Here is a 15,958-nt window from a genome sequence, read left to right as displayed (position 1 = left end):
TCAATGATAAACTGCGTCTTCCCCTCTCAAGTCGATAGAAACAGCTTTTACAGATTCAGCTTCCATATAAGCTAATGATGCGTATAATTTACGAAAAACATTCAGTTCTAATTTATCACCTAAATACACTTTCATAGTGTTTGGTGATTTTAAATACATAGTGTAATTTCCGTCACGTTCTGCGACGAGTTCGGAGATTCTTGATCTTAAAGCAGGATAAGAGGAAAGAGCATAACGCATTTCTTTAGTGATATCAAAAATCTGTCTGCCTTCTAGTTTATTTTCCCCAACAGTGAACTGACCACTAATCACAATTAGATGATTAGCTAACACTCGATCTCTGGAAATTATTTCCAGATCTTCATCCACTTCATACAGGGAACTTCCTACATGTATGACAAATTCGGCGACTTTCTCCTGTACATTGATCATCAAAAATCCATCAGGGTCTCTTGTGATCCGAACCTTTCGAATCCTTGGATGAACAGAAAGTTGTTTCTCCCAATCCTTCCAATCCCCGATCCTTGGGTTTTCCGGATCCACTCCCAAATAGGTAAATACCTCGGGAGGAGTGAGCGCCACAAGGCCTTCCCATTCCACACGGACCACCGGTTTCACTGGCCTACCCCAACGAAAGATTAACCCTAAAGCCAATAGGCCCAAAGCAACTAACAGGATGGGAACCACGCGCCCAAATCGTTTTTCTTTGATTTCTTGGGGGGTGTCAACCATATATTGATTATGTCACATAGTTAAGCTGCTTGGAAAGCATTTATCATGAGGGTACAAAAAAAGGCCAGGCGAACCTGACCTTTCTCGCAATTCTCAAACGTAAGGTTTGAGGTGCTTAGTTTTGTGCTACCTGCATAGAACCTGCATGAAGGTCCATAGAGATAGTTTGGTATTTTTTGGCTTCTTTTTCAAGAGCTTCTGCACGGCGAAGAAGTTCTTTCTTCTCGTTCATTTGGCTAAGAGCCTTACCACCGCGAGTAGATCCTGCTCTGTCACGAAGTGCCTGAGCCATTTCTACTTTTTCTTTTGCGACATTCGCAAGGTATTCCGAAACGGCAGATTTTTGCGCTGGAGTTGTTGCTTGTTCAATCATAGCAGACTCCAAAAGCTCTAATCTTTCGTTTGTATCTAAAGCTTGGAGATTTGCTGTTGCAAGCCCCATTGCCAAGATCCCTGTTGCGATAATCTTTGTTGTTTTCATGTGATCCTCTCTAGAGTGGGAACCTCTTTTTCCGATTCCCTATTTGTATTCTATGACTCTAAGAATCTCCCCATAAGGATTAAATTCAATCGGAAATTATGAAGAATTTCCTCATTCGAGGGCAAAAAAAGGAAAAATTTTGAAAAATGGATTAATATTAATCAAAATAGGATTAAATTTAATCAATCATTGCTGCAAATAGCTGAAAAGGAGAATTTTAAGATTGGTAAAGGTTATAAAAAAGCCCTCCGAGGAGGGCTTGGTCAAAATTTTGGGACCCAGGTCCAGGAATTGGATCAGTATTTTGTTTTTGTATAACTCAATTTTTTATTGAGGATGATGTCCACATTGGTCACTTCTCCCGGTTGGACTTGAATCTCTGAGTTTTCTAATTTCATTTCTTCCATGAAACTAGCTCGGATTTCATATTTTCCCGGTTTTAAGTTGGTAAACCAAAAGTAGCCATCTTTGTCTGTGGTGACCTTAAAAATCTGATTTGTGGAAACCACTGTCGGCATATAGATGGGATGTTTTTCGATCGGATTGTCTAAGGTTTTATAAAATACACGGCCCCGAATCGCTCCAAATCCATCCATGGAGTTGATCGCATCCACAGTCACAGTCTGTTTGGGGAGAACTGCCGTAGCTGTTTTATAAATCGGGTATTTATCTGCTCTGATTTCGATTTGGTGCACACCTGCAGGAAGGTTATCGATTTTTACATTATAGATATCTCCCTGGATGAGAGTTCCATTTTTGGTCACAGATCCCCAGATTTTTGATTTCTCTGTTGTGACTTGAGAGCTGTATTCCTGGTCATCCACAAGGACTTTGATCGATCTTACTTTGTCTTCTGTTGGAGAAGATTTTAGTTTTCCCTGTTTGTTGAGAAGATCGTAAGGCGATTTTGTAGCCGCTCCCCCATAAGACTTGTCTTTGATGATGGAGGTACGAATGAGAATGCTTCCCGTAGTGACAGAAGGTGGTGCCGGTGGTTCTTCCACGATTGGAGGAATGACAACTGTCGTTTCGTTGGCAGGTGTTGGTTCCGGCTCCGGTGCCACAGGAGGAGTTGTGGTGTTATTTGTATTTGGCGTCGTTGTTTCTACAGGTGTGATGGGAACGTTTACAACAACATTCGGTGGTTTGGGCGGAGGGGTTTGTGGTTTGGGTGAACCCGATAAAAAGATCCCTGCGGCATTCCCTGAAACTTGCGGGGTCTGTTCGTGGTTGAATTGGCGGGCCATCTTTACCGTTTCTTCTTTGGCAACAAAGAAGGCTTCGAGGGCTGTCACCACACTGTCTTTGTTTAAATCCCCTTTTTCTAAGGCATTTCCAAAGTTATAAGTAAAGATCCCATGATTGATGGTTCCTCCGACTTCGATCGAAGTTTGGTCATCGTCTGAGGAAGAAATGACTGCTTTATCTTGGAAAAAATAATCTTCAGCATTTTGTCGAACCACTCCGTCATTTCCTTGGGCAATCGGGATTTCTGCGGCGCCCCGGGTGTTTTTTCCTTTTTTAGCAATCCCACCCGAATAACAACAATCCATCACGAGGACTGTTTTTTGGGATTTGATTTCTGTTAAAAATTCGTTTAGTTCTTCATCCGAAATATGCGGGCGATCGTAACAAATGAGATAGTTACGCATTCCATTTTTTGCTTTCGCATCTTTCATATACATTCCATGACCGGAGAAGTATAAAAAAACAGAATCCTCTTTGCCGACGACTTTCCCCAATTGGGTGATGGCGTTTTTGACATTGTCACGAGTGACCATGGAACCTAACAGGACTTTGATATCCTTGAAGTTTCCTTTCTTTTGGATTTTTTCTTTTAAGAAGTTTGCGTCTGCTTCACAGAGATTCAACTCAGGGATTTTTGCAGTGTTCCCTTTGTAATTAGTTCCAATGAACAACGCATAACGGTTCTGGCCAAACACCGGTAATCCGATGAGATAGGCTGATAGAATACATACAAATATGTTTCGAAACGAAAACATGATTGGGTTTCCTCTTATCCGGATGGAGTGCTTCATTCTCCAACGCCGGAAATCGGAAATCAATTGGATTTTTGTTTGGAATGCAAAAAACGAAACACTTGCGGAAGAACAAAATTACGGAATTCTTCGTTTACCCGTTTTTCCCCTCGACAATCGTAATGGATATTATCTACAAATCTCTCCGCAGGGTAAGAAGAATCGGGAAAGAAAAAAAGTCCAGAATCTGGATTCTCTCTAAAAAAAAGTTTTAAATCGGTAAGTAGGTCTTTCGACTCCTTGGATTCTTGTTTTTCCTGAATCCATGGCATGTAGATCATACCAAATTGGATTCCCTGGGAACGAGTGTATTCGATCAGTTCTTTTAATACGATAAAGTCTGGTTTGCGGTATACATATGGAATTGGATTTTTTAACTCTGCATCCAATTCTTTACGAATCAATTCTTTCGAAAACAAAACAAGTTCTGGTTTCAATCGATTAGAAATATTATACTTTCCGAAATGACGAGTGATTTGGTCTTCGATGGTGCGATTGTCTTCTAATTGGGAAGAGGAAGGTTTACAAAGTCCAGCTTCCACATTTTCACAAGCCTCACAAAAGAGAGATCGTTCTTTGTAATTTTTGTCCACTTTCCAATTGGATAAACTTAGACCATTTCGAATGGCTCCATGAAACCTGTAAGATTCGTATAAAAGCGGCATTGCTTTAGAAAGAATATACAAACGTTCTACACCAGAATACTGGTTTGATAATTCGGAAAATGTAAACTGGTGAAGATAACGATGACCAAAAAATTCCCAAAGGATTTGATTTGCATCTTCTTGTTTTCCGCTGTAACTGATAATATTTGAAGGAGTTACAGTTCGAAAAAAATTCTTTTTTATGCCTTCATTCCATCTTCGATTGAGGTATTCAGATACGGATTCGTTTTCCTTGACTGCCTTTGCATCAGGATCATAAAGTGGAGGGCCGTATCCCGTCGCATAGAGTTTAGGTGATGCGGCAAACAAAATCATTTTTGGTTTGGCGTTTCCTTTTTTTAAATACTTATCCAAAAAGAAACGGTAGTATTTGGGTCCCATGGCAGGCAAACTATGATTATAAACAGAAAACTCAATATCTGGTTGTTTTGGATATCCAGCCAAAGCCATTGAACGTGAATCACCTAACACAATAATCTCGGCATCGCCTTTGCCCGATTCCACAAAGTTTTTCTTTAAATTGACAAAGAAAATTTCCGGTTGTTCCAAATAGTGGATTCCAGTGAATCGAACTACAATTTCCAAAACCAAAAACAATAAAAGGGTAATCCCTATTCCTAAAAATTTAGAACGCAAAGTAGATTACCTCCTTTCCAAAAACTCCACGGGTGAGGATGAGAAATCCCATAAAAAACAAAACAAAAACTTGAACAAGTGGGTGAGATACAAAAACCCAATACCTTTCTTTTTTGAAATAGGTGATTCCATCGATGATGAGAAGTGGTAAAAATATTTTAAAATATTCCTCAAAAAGACCAAACATATTCTTAATGTTATTATTCGGGTTTAGATCCCAATCCCAAACCATTAAGAATTTTTTCATATAAAGAAACATCATATTGGCATCATAAGAACGAAACCCAACGGCACTAAAAACAACGAGCGTATAAATGAGCACTCTAGAAAACGTTCCCAAAAGAATACCTTGGATTCTTTCAAGTAACGAAGGTTTTGTGATTTCTGTAACATCAGATTTATCATCTTTCTTTTTAGCAAAAGCCACCAGGTAAATAATGGTGTATACACCTTGCAAACAACCCCAAGTGATAAAGGTCCAATTGGCCCCATGCCAAAGCCCAGACAAAAAGAAAATAATAAATAAGTTTCTGTACTGAGCAAACTTTCCATATTTACTTCCACCGAGTGAAATATAAATATAATCTCGAAACCATCTGTTCAGTGTTACATGCCATCGATTCCAAAACTCAGTTGGTGTTTTGGAAAATTCTGGAGTTTCAAAATTTACAGTCAGCGTAACTCCAAGAAGTCGCGAAATACCGAGGGCAATAAAAGAATAACCAGCAAAGTCACAATAAATTTGGGTTAAAAATAAAAACCCACCAGCAAACACTTGGGATCCATCCATGGCTTGGATGATGTCTGGATTTTGTGTATAAAGAGATTTTCCAGCAAGGAAAACTTGGTCAACGTATGTGGATAAATTATCCGCAACAAAGACCTTCATAAAGTAACCAAGAAGGATATCATACAATCCTTTTTGTACTCCATCCCAAGTGGGGAATTTTGGTTGTTTCAATTGGGGAAGAAGGTCCGCTGCGCGTTCGATGGGACCTGCCACAAGTTGTGGGAAATAATTCACAAAAAGAGCAAAGTCAAAAAAATCACGTTCCGCTTTGATTTGTTTTCGGAACACATCTATCGTATAAGACATGGTTTGGAAGGTATAAAAACTAATTCCCACCGGTAGAATGATATTTCTTAACAAGTATGTATTCGAATCGGCGGCAACTGTGGAACCCATCCACAAAGCCAATTGGTTCCAGGAATCAATGAGGTTCACTGCGAAAAAATCGTAGTACTTCATTGTAAAAAGAAGGCCCAAGTTGGCAACAATGGAAACTGATAGATAGAGGCGACGACGGATTTGGTTTTCCGTCCCTTCAATCAAAATGGCAGCACAGTAGTCAATGATGGTACTGACAAGGATGAGGGTTAAAAAAAACCACTCCCACCACCCGTAAAAAAAGTAAGATGCAAGGAGTAACCATAGGTTTTGTGCACGGTATGCCCATTTTTGTTTTCCGGCAAACCATCCGAATCCCAAAAAAACCGAATACACGATAAGAAAAAATAACAAAAAGACAAAGGTATTAAAAAGCATCGGTCTTCGTTACAATTTCCGGGTCACTCGATTCTGTAAAATTGAAAAAATGAGGTTAAAATGGGGAATCTTATCGTTGACCCTTTCGGATTTGCAGAAAACTTGAGAGTTACCTTGGATCTACGTTCGGAACTCAAAACCAAATTCGGTTTTTCGGAATTTCGCCCGGGCCAAGAAGAGGCCATTCGTTCTGTGTTAACAGGACAAGATACCTTGGCCATTTTACCTACAGGTGCCGGAAAGTCACTCATCTATCAACTTCCTGCGGCCATTCAAAAAAACAAACTAACGCTAGTTATATCTCCGCTGATTGCTCTGATGAAAGACCAAACAGAGAGTTTGCTTGCCAAAGGGATTCCTGCGGCGTTTTGTAATTCCACCCAAGATGAAGTCGAACAAATGACGATTCTTGCCAAATCGGTCAAAGGAGAAATTCGAGTCCTTCTCGTTTCTCCAGAAAGGGCACTTTCCAATGGATTTTTAAGGATCTTTCGGGAACTTGATTTATTTGCCCTTGTAGTCGACGAGGCCCATTGTGTTTCGCAATGGGGGCATGACTTTCGTCCCGAATACCGCCAAATCCATATTTTGCGAGAACGCCATCCTCGCCCCAATTTTCCAATCCTTGCTCTGACTGCCACAGCCACCACAAAAGTCCAGACTGATGTACAAGCAGCCCTTGGAATGAAATCACCGAACGTGGTGCTTTCCACTTTTTATAGACCCAATTTAAAATTCAGTGTAGAATATCCTGCTGCAGAAAGGGACAAGGCGGATAGGCTCATTGAACTTTTAGAACCTTGGAAGGATGGAAGGAAATTTCCTGGCCGTTGCATTGTTTACTGTGCCACAAGGAAAAAAACTGACGAGGTTTATGATCTCTTAAAAGATTTTGGATTCTCTGTCGGAAAGTATCATGCTGGCAGGACCGATGGAATCCGAGAACGAACTCAAAATGCTTACTCTTCAGGAAAAGTACCGATCCTTGTTGCGACCAATGCTTTTGGGATGGGAATGGATCAACCTGATGTTCGTTTGGTGGTGCATTACCAAGTTCCAGCTTCTCTCGAAGCCTATTACCAAGAAGCAGGTCGTGCTGGAAGAGACGGACTTGGTTCGGAATGTGTTTTGTTTTTTAAGGCTGGTGATGTGGCGACACAAGCCTTTATGATATCCAAGGAAACCAACTTCAAAGGGGGAGATACTCTTCTAAAATACATTAAGGAATATGCAAACAAAGAAGAATGTAGGCAAGTCCAACTTTGTTCTTATTTTGGTGAAACCATTTCTCCTTGTGGAAGTTGTGATATCTGCACTGAGGTAGGAACCAATCTCCATCGAACTCATTTTTTAAAATCGGAAGCTGCCAAAATCCAAAAGAAAAATGAAAAAAGAGATTATCCCCTTTCCGATTGGGAAGAAGAAACCATTCAGAATTTTTTAAAGGAACATCCGGCTGTATTTGGAAAAACCATCATTGCTAAAACTCTTGTGGGCAAACGTACAAAAGATGTACTCAGGTACCGAATGGAACGAAATCCCTTTCATGGAAAGTTGGATGGGATTCCCGAAGAAGCAGTGGTGGCAAAATTAGAAACCTGGGTAGAAGAAAAAAAAGTTTTGGTCGCCGGGGCCAAATATCCAAAACTATATTTGCCTAATTTTGCTAAAACCAAATCCAAACTTTCCTCATCTAACTCTGATAATACGAATTCTTCACAATTAAAATTAAAAAAACCACCCACTCTCCATTCTCAAATTTTGAAAGAACTTATAAATTACCGAGATCGTAAGGCAAGGCAACTCAAATGGAAAAAGTTTATGGTATTTCAAAATCCAGTTCTCAAACGAATTGCCGAAAGAAAACCGAAAAACCTTTCCGAACTAGAAGCTACAAAAGGTGTAGGTCCTGCTAAAGTAGAACGATTTGGAAATGATATTATCGAAATCTTATCCAAGTGGGACTAAGATCCTAATTTTTTTTCGTACAATCGGAACTTGCGAACAGGGTTCTAGACTCTCGAATCCAAAGTAAATTCCCTTGAAACTTTCCATGTCTCTTAGAATCTGCAGATTCATAGGGGCAAAATGGAAAAAATTGCAGGGAAGATCGTTACTCACGAAAGAGAATTTGAAGGAACGATCGAATTCGATTCGAATACCGGACTCATCACAGGAGTGAAAGACGGAATTGATCCTGATGCTCATCAGTTTTCAGAAGGTTCGGTGATTTTTCCTGGTTTTGGTGATATCCACATTCATGCAAGAGAAGATGTGAGCGGAAAACATACTTACAAAGAAGATTTTATCTCAGCCGGAAATGCAGCCATCAATGGTGGCGTGGTCCATGTGGCCGATATGCCAAACAATCCCGTTCCTCCTATTGATGATGAATCCTACGCCGCCAAACAAGCGCTCACCAAAAAAGCACCCATTCATATTACATTGTATGCAGGCATTGGCCCTCATACAAAACCACTAGCAAAAAAAGTTCCGTATAAAGTGTTTATGGGACCTTCTATTGGCGAATTATTTTTTCATGACAATGCATCTTTAGAAGAAGTGATCAAACACTATGCGGGCCAAGACATCAGCTTCCACTGTGAAGATCCAGAGATTTTGATTGCCAACCAATCACAACCCACACACGAATCAAGACGTCCCAAAGAAGCAGAAACTGTTGCTACAGATTTTGCTTTGTATTTGATCGAAAAATACAACCTCAAAGGTAAACTTTGTCACTATTCGACGAAAGACGGACTTTCTAAAATCATCGCAGCTAAAAAACGAGGAGTGAATGTGACTTGTGAAGTGACACCGACTCATTTGATGTTTGATACTGATATGCTTACAGAAACCAATCACAAATGGTTTCAAATGAACCCTCCTCTTCGTGGCAAAGAAGACCGCGAAGCTATGGTCAAAGGAATTTTAGAGGGACATATTGATTACTTAGCAACAGACCATGCGCCCCATTCCATTGAAGAAAAACAAAAAGGAACCAGTGGGATCTCCCAACTCGACACTTATGGGTTATTTGTAACCTATATGATACTCAAATTAAACATTCCGATGAAGACCATAGCAACAATATGTTCCAAAAACCCCGGAGAATTTGTCGCACCCTACTTACCGAATCAATTTGGAAAAGGGGTAGGTGTCATTAATCAAGGTTATGCGGCTAACTTTTCTGTATTAAATTTAAAAAAACCAGTTGAATTTCAAAAATCAATGGTTAAAAGTAAGTCCGGCTGGTCACCCTTTGAAGGATTTAGTTTTCCTGGATCCATTGAGGCAGTTTACTTTTTAGGCAAAGAAATACATGCAAAATGAGCCATTAGGCAGTAAAATTCTCTCTGGTCTCACCGTTAAGTCACTCCTTGCGGAATATCCGAATAGCTTTCAAGTTCTAGACTGGGAAGGAAATTTTATTTCTGTTACGGAACGATTTGCTAGGTTTTTAGAATTTGAACCAAAAGAAATTGTAGGTAAATCCATTGTTGACTTTGCCCACGAAGACGACAAAGAGAACACAAAATACACATTTGATAGTTTGGGTGAGAATCCGAATATTGTAAATTTCGAAAATCGTTTGGTCACCAATTCGAAAGAAGAAGTGTGGATCATTTGGTTACTCATCCCATTACGTGAATCAAAAATAATTCTTGGATTTGATAGAGACGTTACTATCCAAAAGGACATTTCCTTCGAATTCCTCCTCCAACAACAAAAGTACAAATCTATCTTTGACAACCTTCCGATGGGAATTGCCATCACCGATGAAAAAGGGAAAATTGTAGAAACAAATAAAACTGCAAGAACCTATTTTAACATCCAAGATGGAGAACTTTTAAATCGAACTTTAAACATTCGAAAATACACTCTCATCCAACCCAATGGAAATAAAATTTATCCAAGAAATTCCAGTTTAATGCGGGCCCTTCGTCACAAAGAAGTGATTCGAAATTTGGAAATTGGCCTAATCAAAGAGGAAAAAATCACTTGGTTTGATATTTTAGCAACTCCCATTCCTCTCGAAAACTTTGGACTTGCCGTTGCCTTTCTTGATATCACACAAAGAAGACATGCCGAAGAAAAAATTGCATACTTAGCTTTTTTTGACCAACTCACAAACCTACCCAACAGAAACTCATTGATAGATAAACTTTTTCCTATCTTTGAAGAAGCAAGAAGGCATGGGAACCTTGTTGGAATCCTTGCCATCGATTTAGATAATTTTAAAATCATCAATGATTCTCGTGGTCATGACTTTGGTGATAAAATCATCAAATTAGTAGCATACCGTATTCGTGAAAGTATACGAGTTTATGATTTGATTAGTAGACAAGGTGGAGATGAGTTCACCGTTGTATTACCCGATCTTTCGAACGAACGTGATGCAGCTGTCATATCTGAATCTATATTGGATGCGATGACCCATCCATTTGTGATCGATGGAGAAAGAATCTTTGTTAACATATCAATTGGGATCGCACTTTATCCAACAGATGGAAAAGATTCTAACACACTTCTAAAAAATGCGGACAGTGCACTCAACTTAGCAAAATCTCAAGGTAAAAACTGTTATGTATTTTTTACGGAAGAACTCCAAACAGTAGTCGCAGAACGATTAGAAATAGAAAACCGAATGCGAATTGCCATCATCGAAAATCAATTTACTTTGATGTACCAACCAAAAATCGATCTTTATACCAAAAAACCGGTCGGCGTCGAAGCACTGATTCGTTGGCGTCATCCAGAACGTGGTCTAATTTCTCCCAATGTTTTTATCCCGATCTCTGAAGAAACTGGGATGATTTTTGCCATAGGAGAATGGGTGATTAAGTCAGCCATACAAACCATGAGGTTTTGGAAAGACGAAGGGATCAGTGATGTTTCTATGGCGGTTAACATATCCACCAAACAATTCAAACACGAAAGACTCATCTCTACGATTGCCGAAAACTTAAAATTATTCAAAGTAGATCCACATGACCTGGAAGTGGAACTCACTGAAAGTTCGGTTATGGAAAATGCAGATGCAGCAGTTCGCACCATGCAAGAAATCCGAAAACTCGGAGCCAAAATTGCAATTGATGATTTTGGAACTGGATACAGTAGTTTGGGATATTTAAAAAAACTTCCGATCTCCTCATTAAAAATTGATCGTTCCTTTGTCTCTGAAATCACTTCCGACAAAGATTCCAAAACAATCATTCATGCGGTTTCCAATTTGGCACATAACCTTGGTTTGAGTGTTGTGGCAGAGGGTGCAGAAACTGAGGAACAAGTCAGATTACTTGCCGAAAGTGGGGTGGATCTCATTCAGGGATTTTATTTTGCAAAACCGATGACTTCCGAGGATTGTCTACATTTTCTGAAGACAGAACTTGGAATTTCGGATTGACCCGACCGCTTTCCCACCGTTTTTATCAATTAAGGATTTCACTTGAAACTTTCAGTTGATTGGTTAAACGATTTTACCCCGCTCTCCCAGATTCCTTTTGAAAAGGTTCTGGAAAAAATTAATACATCCATTTGCGAAATAGATGATGTGGAAGAATTTAAAGTTCACCTATCGTCAGTTATCACAGTCAAAATCAAATCACTTGAAAAACATCCCAATGCGGAAAAACTTTCCACAACCATAGCTACAGATGGTTCAAAAGATTACCAAATTGTCACTGCCGCCACAAATGTAAAGGTCGGCGACATTGTTCCTCTGGCACTGCCAGGAACCAAACTCGACGGAAAAGAAATTTTAGATTCGGAACTTCGGGGAGTTCGTTCCCAAGGGATGTATTGTTCAGAAAAAGAATTAGGGCTCGCTTTAGAATCTTCGGGAGTTTTGATTTTTCCAAACGACAGCAGTCTTGGAATCTCCGTACGCAAACTTTTTTTATGGGAAGATACCATTCTCACAATTGATAATAAATCTATCACACATAGACCAGACCTATGGAATCATTTTGGATTCGCAAGGGAACTTTCATCTCAACTCCAATTGCCTTTAAACGATTTTCCTTTCCAAACAAATACAAAATGGGAATCGGGTAATGAAGGTTTAGTTGTAGAAAAATCGGACAATGCACATGCGTATTATGTTTGTTCCATCCAAAATGTAAACATCGCTCCATCGAATACTAAAATCAAATCTAGACTTGAAAAATGTGGAATTCGTTCCATTAACAATGTTGTGGATGTATCCAACTATCTTTTGTTAGAACTTGGCCAACCTACACATTTTTTTGATCGTGAAAAACTAAAGTCCACAACCTTCTCAGTTGTAAAATCAAAAGATGGTGACTCATTTCCTTTGTTAGATGATACCACGCCAAAATTACAAAAAGATTTACTTCTCATTCAAAATGGAAAGGATCCTGTTGCTCTCGCTGGTGTGATGGGAGGAAAAGAATCTGCGGTTACAGATTCTACAAAAAACTTAGTAATGGAATCGGCTATCTTCAAAAGAGAAGACGTACGTTATACAATTCGTAAAACAAATATCCGCACCGAATCTGCAGTTCGGTATGAAAAAGGTTTAGACAGTTTCACTTGTTTGCCTGTCATCAAACGGGCTGTACAACTTTTAAAAGAAAACGGAAATCCAAATATCAAAGTTTATGAACCACAAGGATTCAACCAAACAGAATCAAAATCGGTTACCATTCAAACAAACCTTAGTTTTCTCCGTCATAAATTAGGAAAAAACATTTCACAAAGTGAAGTTACAGAAATCTTAAACCGACTTGGGTTTAAAGTCACAAACAAAGAAGAAGAATTATCCGTTTTGGTTCCTAGGTTTAGACAAAACTACGATGTTACCATTCCCGAAGATCTTGTAGAAGAAATTGGAAGAACCATCGGTTACGCATCCATCAAAACTGAAGCACTTTCAATGGCAGTGGAAACACCAATTCGCAATCCATTACGCGAATTAGAAAGAAGAGTTAAAAACTTCCTCGCTTTAGAAGTGGGGTTTAATGAAGTTTATAATTATTCTTTTGCCTCCCCTAGTGATTCTAAATTAGAATCAAAAGAAGAAAGTTCGTCTTTAAAAATTGCAAATGAAATGCCCGACGAACATTCGTTACTTAGGAATAGCTTATACCCTGGCCTAATCAAACAAGCAAAACTAAACCAAGACAGATTTGAATCAGTTAATTTATTTGAACTTGGTAGAACTTATCATAAAGAAGGAAAGGGACCAGAACTTGCTGAAGAGAGACGTTGGATGTCTATCCTTTCTCTTTCCAAAAACAAACCAAATGATCTTACAGCTGTTGAATTAGAATTTTTGCAAGTTAGAGAAACAATCTCAGAACTTTTTTTATACTTAAATCTTCCAAAATACAAATGGGGAAAAACAAATCGAAATTATTTCCATCCTAATGCAGGACTTGTGCTTTCTTATGAAGGAATTGAGATTGCAGAATTAGGTATCCTTCACACGCGTTATGCGGATGAATACGATTTAAAACGCAGAGCCATAATTTCGAAAATCAACATGGAAAAATTAGTGGATGTTTGGGAGAAACAAGGTAGGAACTCACATTTTGTTCCGCCATCTAATTTTCCTCAAGGTCAATTGGATCTTTCCTTATTGATGAACGAAAAAGATGTTACAGAATCCTTTGTTAGCCTTGTTGAAGCAATGGAAATTCCAGAACTCGAATCTGTATTTGTTCAGACCATTTTCCAAGGGGAAACTGTCGGTGAAGGTAAAAAATCTGTTACATATCGATTTAGGCTTATGTCCTATGACAAAACATTTACACAGGACAGATTCAAAGAACTTTCAGATTCTCTTGTAGATGTTGCAAAGAAGAACGGATACAGTTTACGATAAATTTGCTTTGACAAATCCCGATTTTTATCGGGAAATCATCCGAGTTTATGAGAATACTCCTAACAGTCATTTTGTCAGGTTTGTTATTCTCCTGTTCTCGATTGGAAATTCAAAAATCTATCACAGATGATAGTTTTGTTCCGCAAAAAATCGATTATGCGATCTCTTCAAATACCGATGCCACCTTTCAAAAACTCCGTTGGACACCAATCTTTAAAAATAACTTAAGTTTAGGTTTCCAATCGGAACATGTATTCCTTCGACTCAAAGCAACCAATCTTACCTCCGCAAACAAACTAATTTTAGATTTAGGAAATCCACATTTAGATTTTGTTCGAGTATATGAAGATGGAAATCCAGAACCCATTAAAGAAGGTGGCGATTTTATTGCACATTCACATTGGGATGCTTTTTCTAAATCCATTGCCTTCGAAATGGATTGGAAAGAAAATGAAACTAAAACATTAATTTTAGAAACCAAATCTTCATCAAACGTAAGTTATTTGATTAGATTTTACTCTAAAGATACTTTTTACTTAAAAGAAAATTTAGAAAATACCATACTTGGTTTTTTTTATGGAACCATATTGATTATGGTAATTTACAATTTGTTTATTTACTTCATTTTAAAAGAAAAAGCTTACATTACTTATTCCATATCCATTTTTTTTAATTTAGCCTTACAAATGTATTTGAACGGAATCCTCAACCAAGTGATCACACTGGATCATCCAGAAATTCATAATCGGATTGGAAGTATCATTGTTACTTGTTCTGCAGTATCTGGTTGGACTTTTGCCCAACAAACTTTAAATCTACGAGAACTAAATCCTTGGTCCCACCGACTCATTCAATTTTTGAAAGTTATAGTTTTATTTTATATTTTGATTCCGTATGCATATTTACCAATTGCGATTGCCGTCCGTTTGGGAAACCTAATTGCTCAAGTTTTTGTAGTATCTGTACTTGTTGTCGCATTAATCAACTACAGTACAGGCAATAAACAAGCTAGGTTATTTTTAATTGGTTGGAGTACATTATTATTCGGAATTTTGATGTATACCTTGATGCAAAATGGTATTTTACCTGTAAATTTATTAACGATTTATGGAAATCAAATTGGCTCCACTTTGGAAGCCGGAATTTTATCTCTGGCACTTGCCAATAAAATCAATGAACTAAAAGAAGAAAAAGCAAATACGCAAGCATTAGCACTTGTTACTCTTGAAGAAAAGGTGAGAGAACGTACGAAAACTTTAGATGAATCTTTAAACTTAATTAAAAAAGATTTGAACGTAGCTAAGAAAATTCAAAAAACATTATTCTCTGATATTAAAACAAGCGATCCAAGAATTCACTTCCATTCTTATTACCAATCAATGTCAGAAGTAGGTGGAGATTTTTATGATCTAACACAAGTAAAACCTGACTACTATAGAATTTTTGTGGCAGATGCAACTGGACACGGAATTCAAGCTGCACTCATTACAATGGCAATCAAAGCAGAATACGAATCACTCAAAATGATTTATGACCATCCCGATGATTTAGTATTTCATATGAACCAAATCTTTATCAACAAATACAGTAATATACAAACCATATTTACATGTTCCGTTTGTGATATTGATTTAAAAAACAAAATGTTATTTTATGCTTCGGCAGGTCATCCTGACCAAATCCATCAAAGAATTGATGATATAAAATTACTCCCGAGGACTGGGAAAATTATTGGTCTTATGGATCATACTCAGTATCGGATCATTGAACACCAAATCGAAGAAGGCGATCGTATTTTCCTTTTCACAGATGGAATTTTTGAACAATTCAATAGAGAGAAAGAACTCTTCGGTGAAGACCGTTTGTATGAGATTTTAAAAGAGAACCTGAAAATGAGTTTGGATCATACTATGGCAAAAGTACTCAGCGAACTCTCATCGTTTACTGAAGGCGATGTAAAACAAGACGACATTACATTTATCGGTTGCGAAATTCAAAGTCTAAGTTGAT

At 38.2% G+C, this 15,958-nt stretch carries 10 protein-coding genes; 5 read left to right on the top strand and 5 right to left on the bottom strand.

Going from position 1 to position 15,958, the window contains the following annotated elements:
* The 5 genes from CH364_RS00520 to CH364_RS00500 form a co-directional block, all read right to left on the bottom strand.
* A complete protein-coding gene (locus CH364_RS00520; RefSeq protein WP_100741689.1) occupies positions 1–732 on the bottom strand; it encodes a cell division protein FtsQ/DivIB in 732 nt (243 codons plus the stop codon).
* Between the two features lie 115 nt (positions 733–847).
* Positions 848–1,213 carry an LIC_10421 family protein gene (locus tag CH364_RS00515; protein ID WP_100741688.1) on the bottom strand — a complete coding sequence of 122 codons (366 nt, stop codon included), beginning with the start codon at positions 1,211–1,213 and terminating at the stop codon, positions 848–850.
* Between the two features lie 296 nt (positions 1,214–1,509).
* Entirely contained in the window at positions 1,510–3,216 is a 1,707-nt protein-coding gene (locus CH364_RS00510; protein WP_100741687.1) for a caspase family protein, read from the bottom strand.
* 59 nt (positions 3,217–3,275) lie between these two features.
* Positions 3,276–4,553, bottom strand: coding sequence for a DUF1574 family protein (locus CH364_RS00505; protein WP_100741686.1), 1,278 nt, complete (start codon positions 4,551–4,553; stop codon positions 3,276–3,278).
* Entirely contained in the window at positions 4,543–6,099 is a 1,557-nt protein-coding gene (locus CH364_RS00500; protein ID WP_100741685.1) for an MBOAT family O-acyltransferase, read from the bottom strand. The genes CH364_RS00505 and CH364_RS00500 overlap by 11 nt, the downstream gene beginning before the upstream one ends.
* Before the next feature lie 60 nt (positions 6,100–6,159).
* On the opposite strand from CH364_RS00500, the gene CH364_RS00495 reads away from it, so the two are divergent.
* The 5 genes from CH364_RS00495 (at position 6,160) to CH364_RS00475 (ending at position 15,957) form a co-directional block, all read left to right on the top strand.
* Positions 6,160–8,067, top strand: coding sequence for a RecQ family ATP-dependent DNA helicase (locus CH364_RS00495; RefSeq protein WP_100741684.1), 1,908 nt, complete (start codon positions 6,160–6,162; stop codon positions 8,065–8,067).
* A gap of 120 nt (positions 8,068–8,187) precedes the next feature.
* Positions 8,188–9,432, top strand: a complete 1,245-nt coding sequence (locus CH364_RS00490; RefSeq protein WP_100741683.1) for an amidohydrolase family protein — start codon at positions 8,188–8,190, stop codon at positions 9,430–9,432.
* Positions 9,422–11,506: a bifunctional diguanylate cyclase/phosphodiesterase gene (locus tag CH364_RS00485; RefSeq protein WP_100741682.1), complete on the top strand. Its 2,085-nt coding sequence runs from the start codon at positions 9,422–9,424 to the stop codon at positions 11,504–11,506. Before CH364_RS00490 ends, CH364_RS00485 begins: the two co-directional genes overlap by 11 nt.
* A 42-nt stretch (positions 11,507–11,548) precedes the next feature.
* Positions 11,549–13,948, top strand: a complete 2,400-nt coding sequence (pheT, locus tag CH364_RS00480; RefSeq protein ID WP_100741681.1) for a phenylalanine--tRNA ligase subunit beta — start codon at positions 11,549–11,551, stop codon at positions 13,946–13,948.
* A gap of 47 nt (positions 13,949–13,995) precedes the next feature.
* Positions 13,996–15,957, top strand: a complete 1,962-nt coding sequence (locus CH364_RS00475; RefSeq protein ID WP_100741680.1) for a 7TM diverse intracellular signaling domain-containing protein — start codon at positions 13,996–13,998, stop codon at positions 15,955–15,957.
* The last annotated feature ends 1 nt before the right edge of the window (position 15,958 follow it).

This window comes from Leptospira harrisiae (genome assembly GCF_002811945.1).
Classification (GTDB): domain Bacteria; phylum Spirochaetota; class Leptospiria; order Leptospirales; family Leptospiraceae; genus Leptospira_A; species Leptospira_A harrisiae.
The sequence above is the reverse complement of the archived record's forward strand: the minus strand, read 5'-3'. Positions and strand labels throughout refer to the sequence as shown.

What these genes read in the sequence shown, in the direction of transcription:
- CH364_RS00520 (WP_100741689.1), bottom strand. Translation starts at nt 732, where the DNA reads ATGGTTGACACCCCCCAAGAAATCAAAGAAAAACGATTTGGGCGCGTG.
- CH364_RS00515 (WP_100741688.1), bottom strand. Translation starts at nt 1,213, where the DNA reads ATGAAAACAACAAAGATTATCGCAACAGGGATCTTGGCAATGGGGCTT.
- CH364_RS00510 (WP_100741687.1), bottom strand. Translation starts at nt 3,216, where the DNA reads ATGTTTTCGTTTCGAAACATATTTGTATGTATTCTATCAGCCTATCTC.
- CH364_RS00500 (WP_100741685.1), bottom strand. Translation starts at nt 6,099, where the DNA reads ATGCTTTTTAATACCTTTGTCTTTTTGTTATTTTTTCTTATCGTGTAT.
- CH364_RS00495 (WP_100741684.1), top strand. Translation starts at nt 6,160, where the DNA reads ATGGGGAATCTTATCGTTGACCCTTTCGGATTTGCAGAAAACTTGAGA.
- CH364_RS00490 (WP_100741683.1), top strand. Translation starts at nt 8,188, where the DNA reads ATGGAAAAAATTGCAGGGAAGATCGTTACTCACGAAAGAGAATTTGAA.
- CH364_RS00485 (WP_100741682.1), top strand. Translation starts at nt 9,422, where the DNA reads ATGCAAAATGAGCCATTAGGCAGTAAAATTCTCTCTGGTCTCACCGTT.
- CH364_RS00475 (WP_100741680.1), top strand. Translation starts at nt 13,996, where the DNA reads ATGAGAATACTCCTAACAGTCATTTTGTCAGGTTTGTTATTCTCCTGT.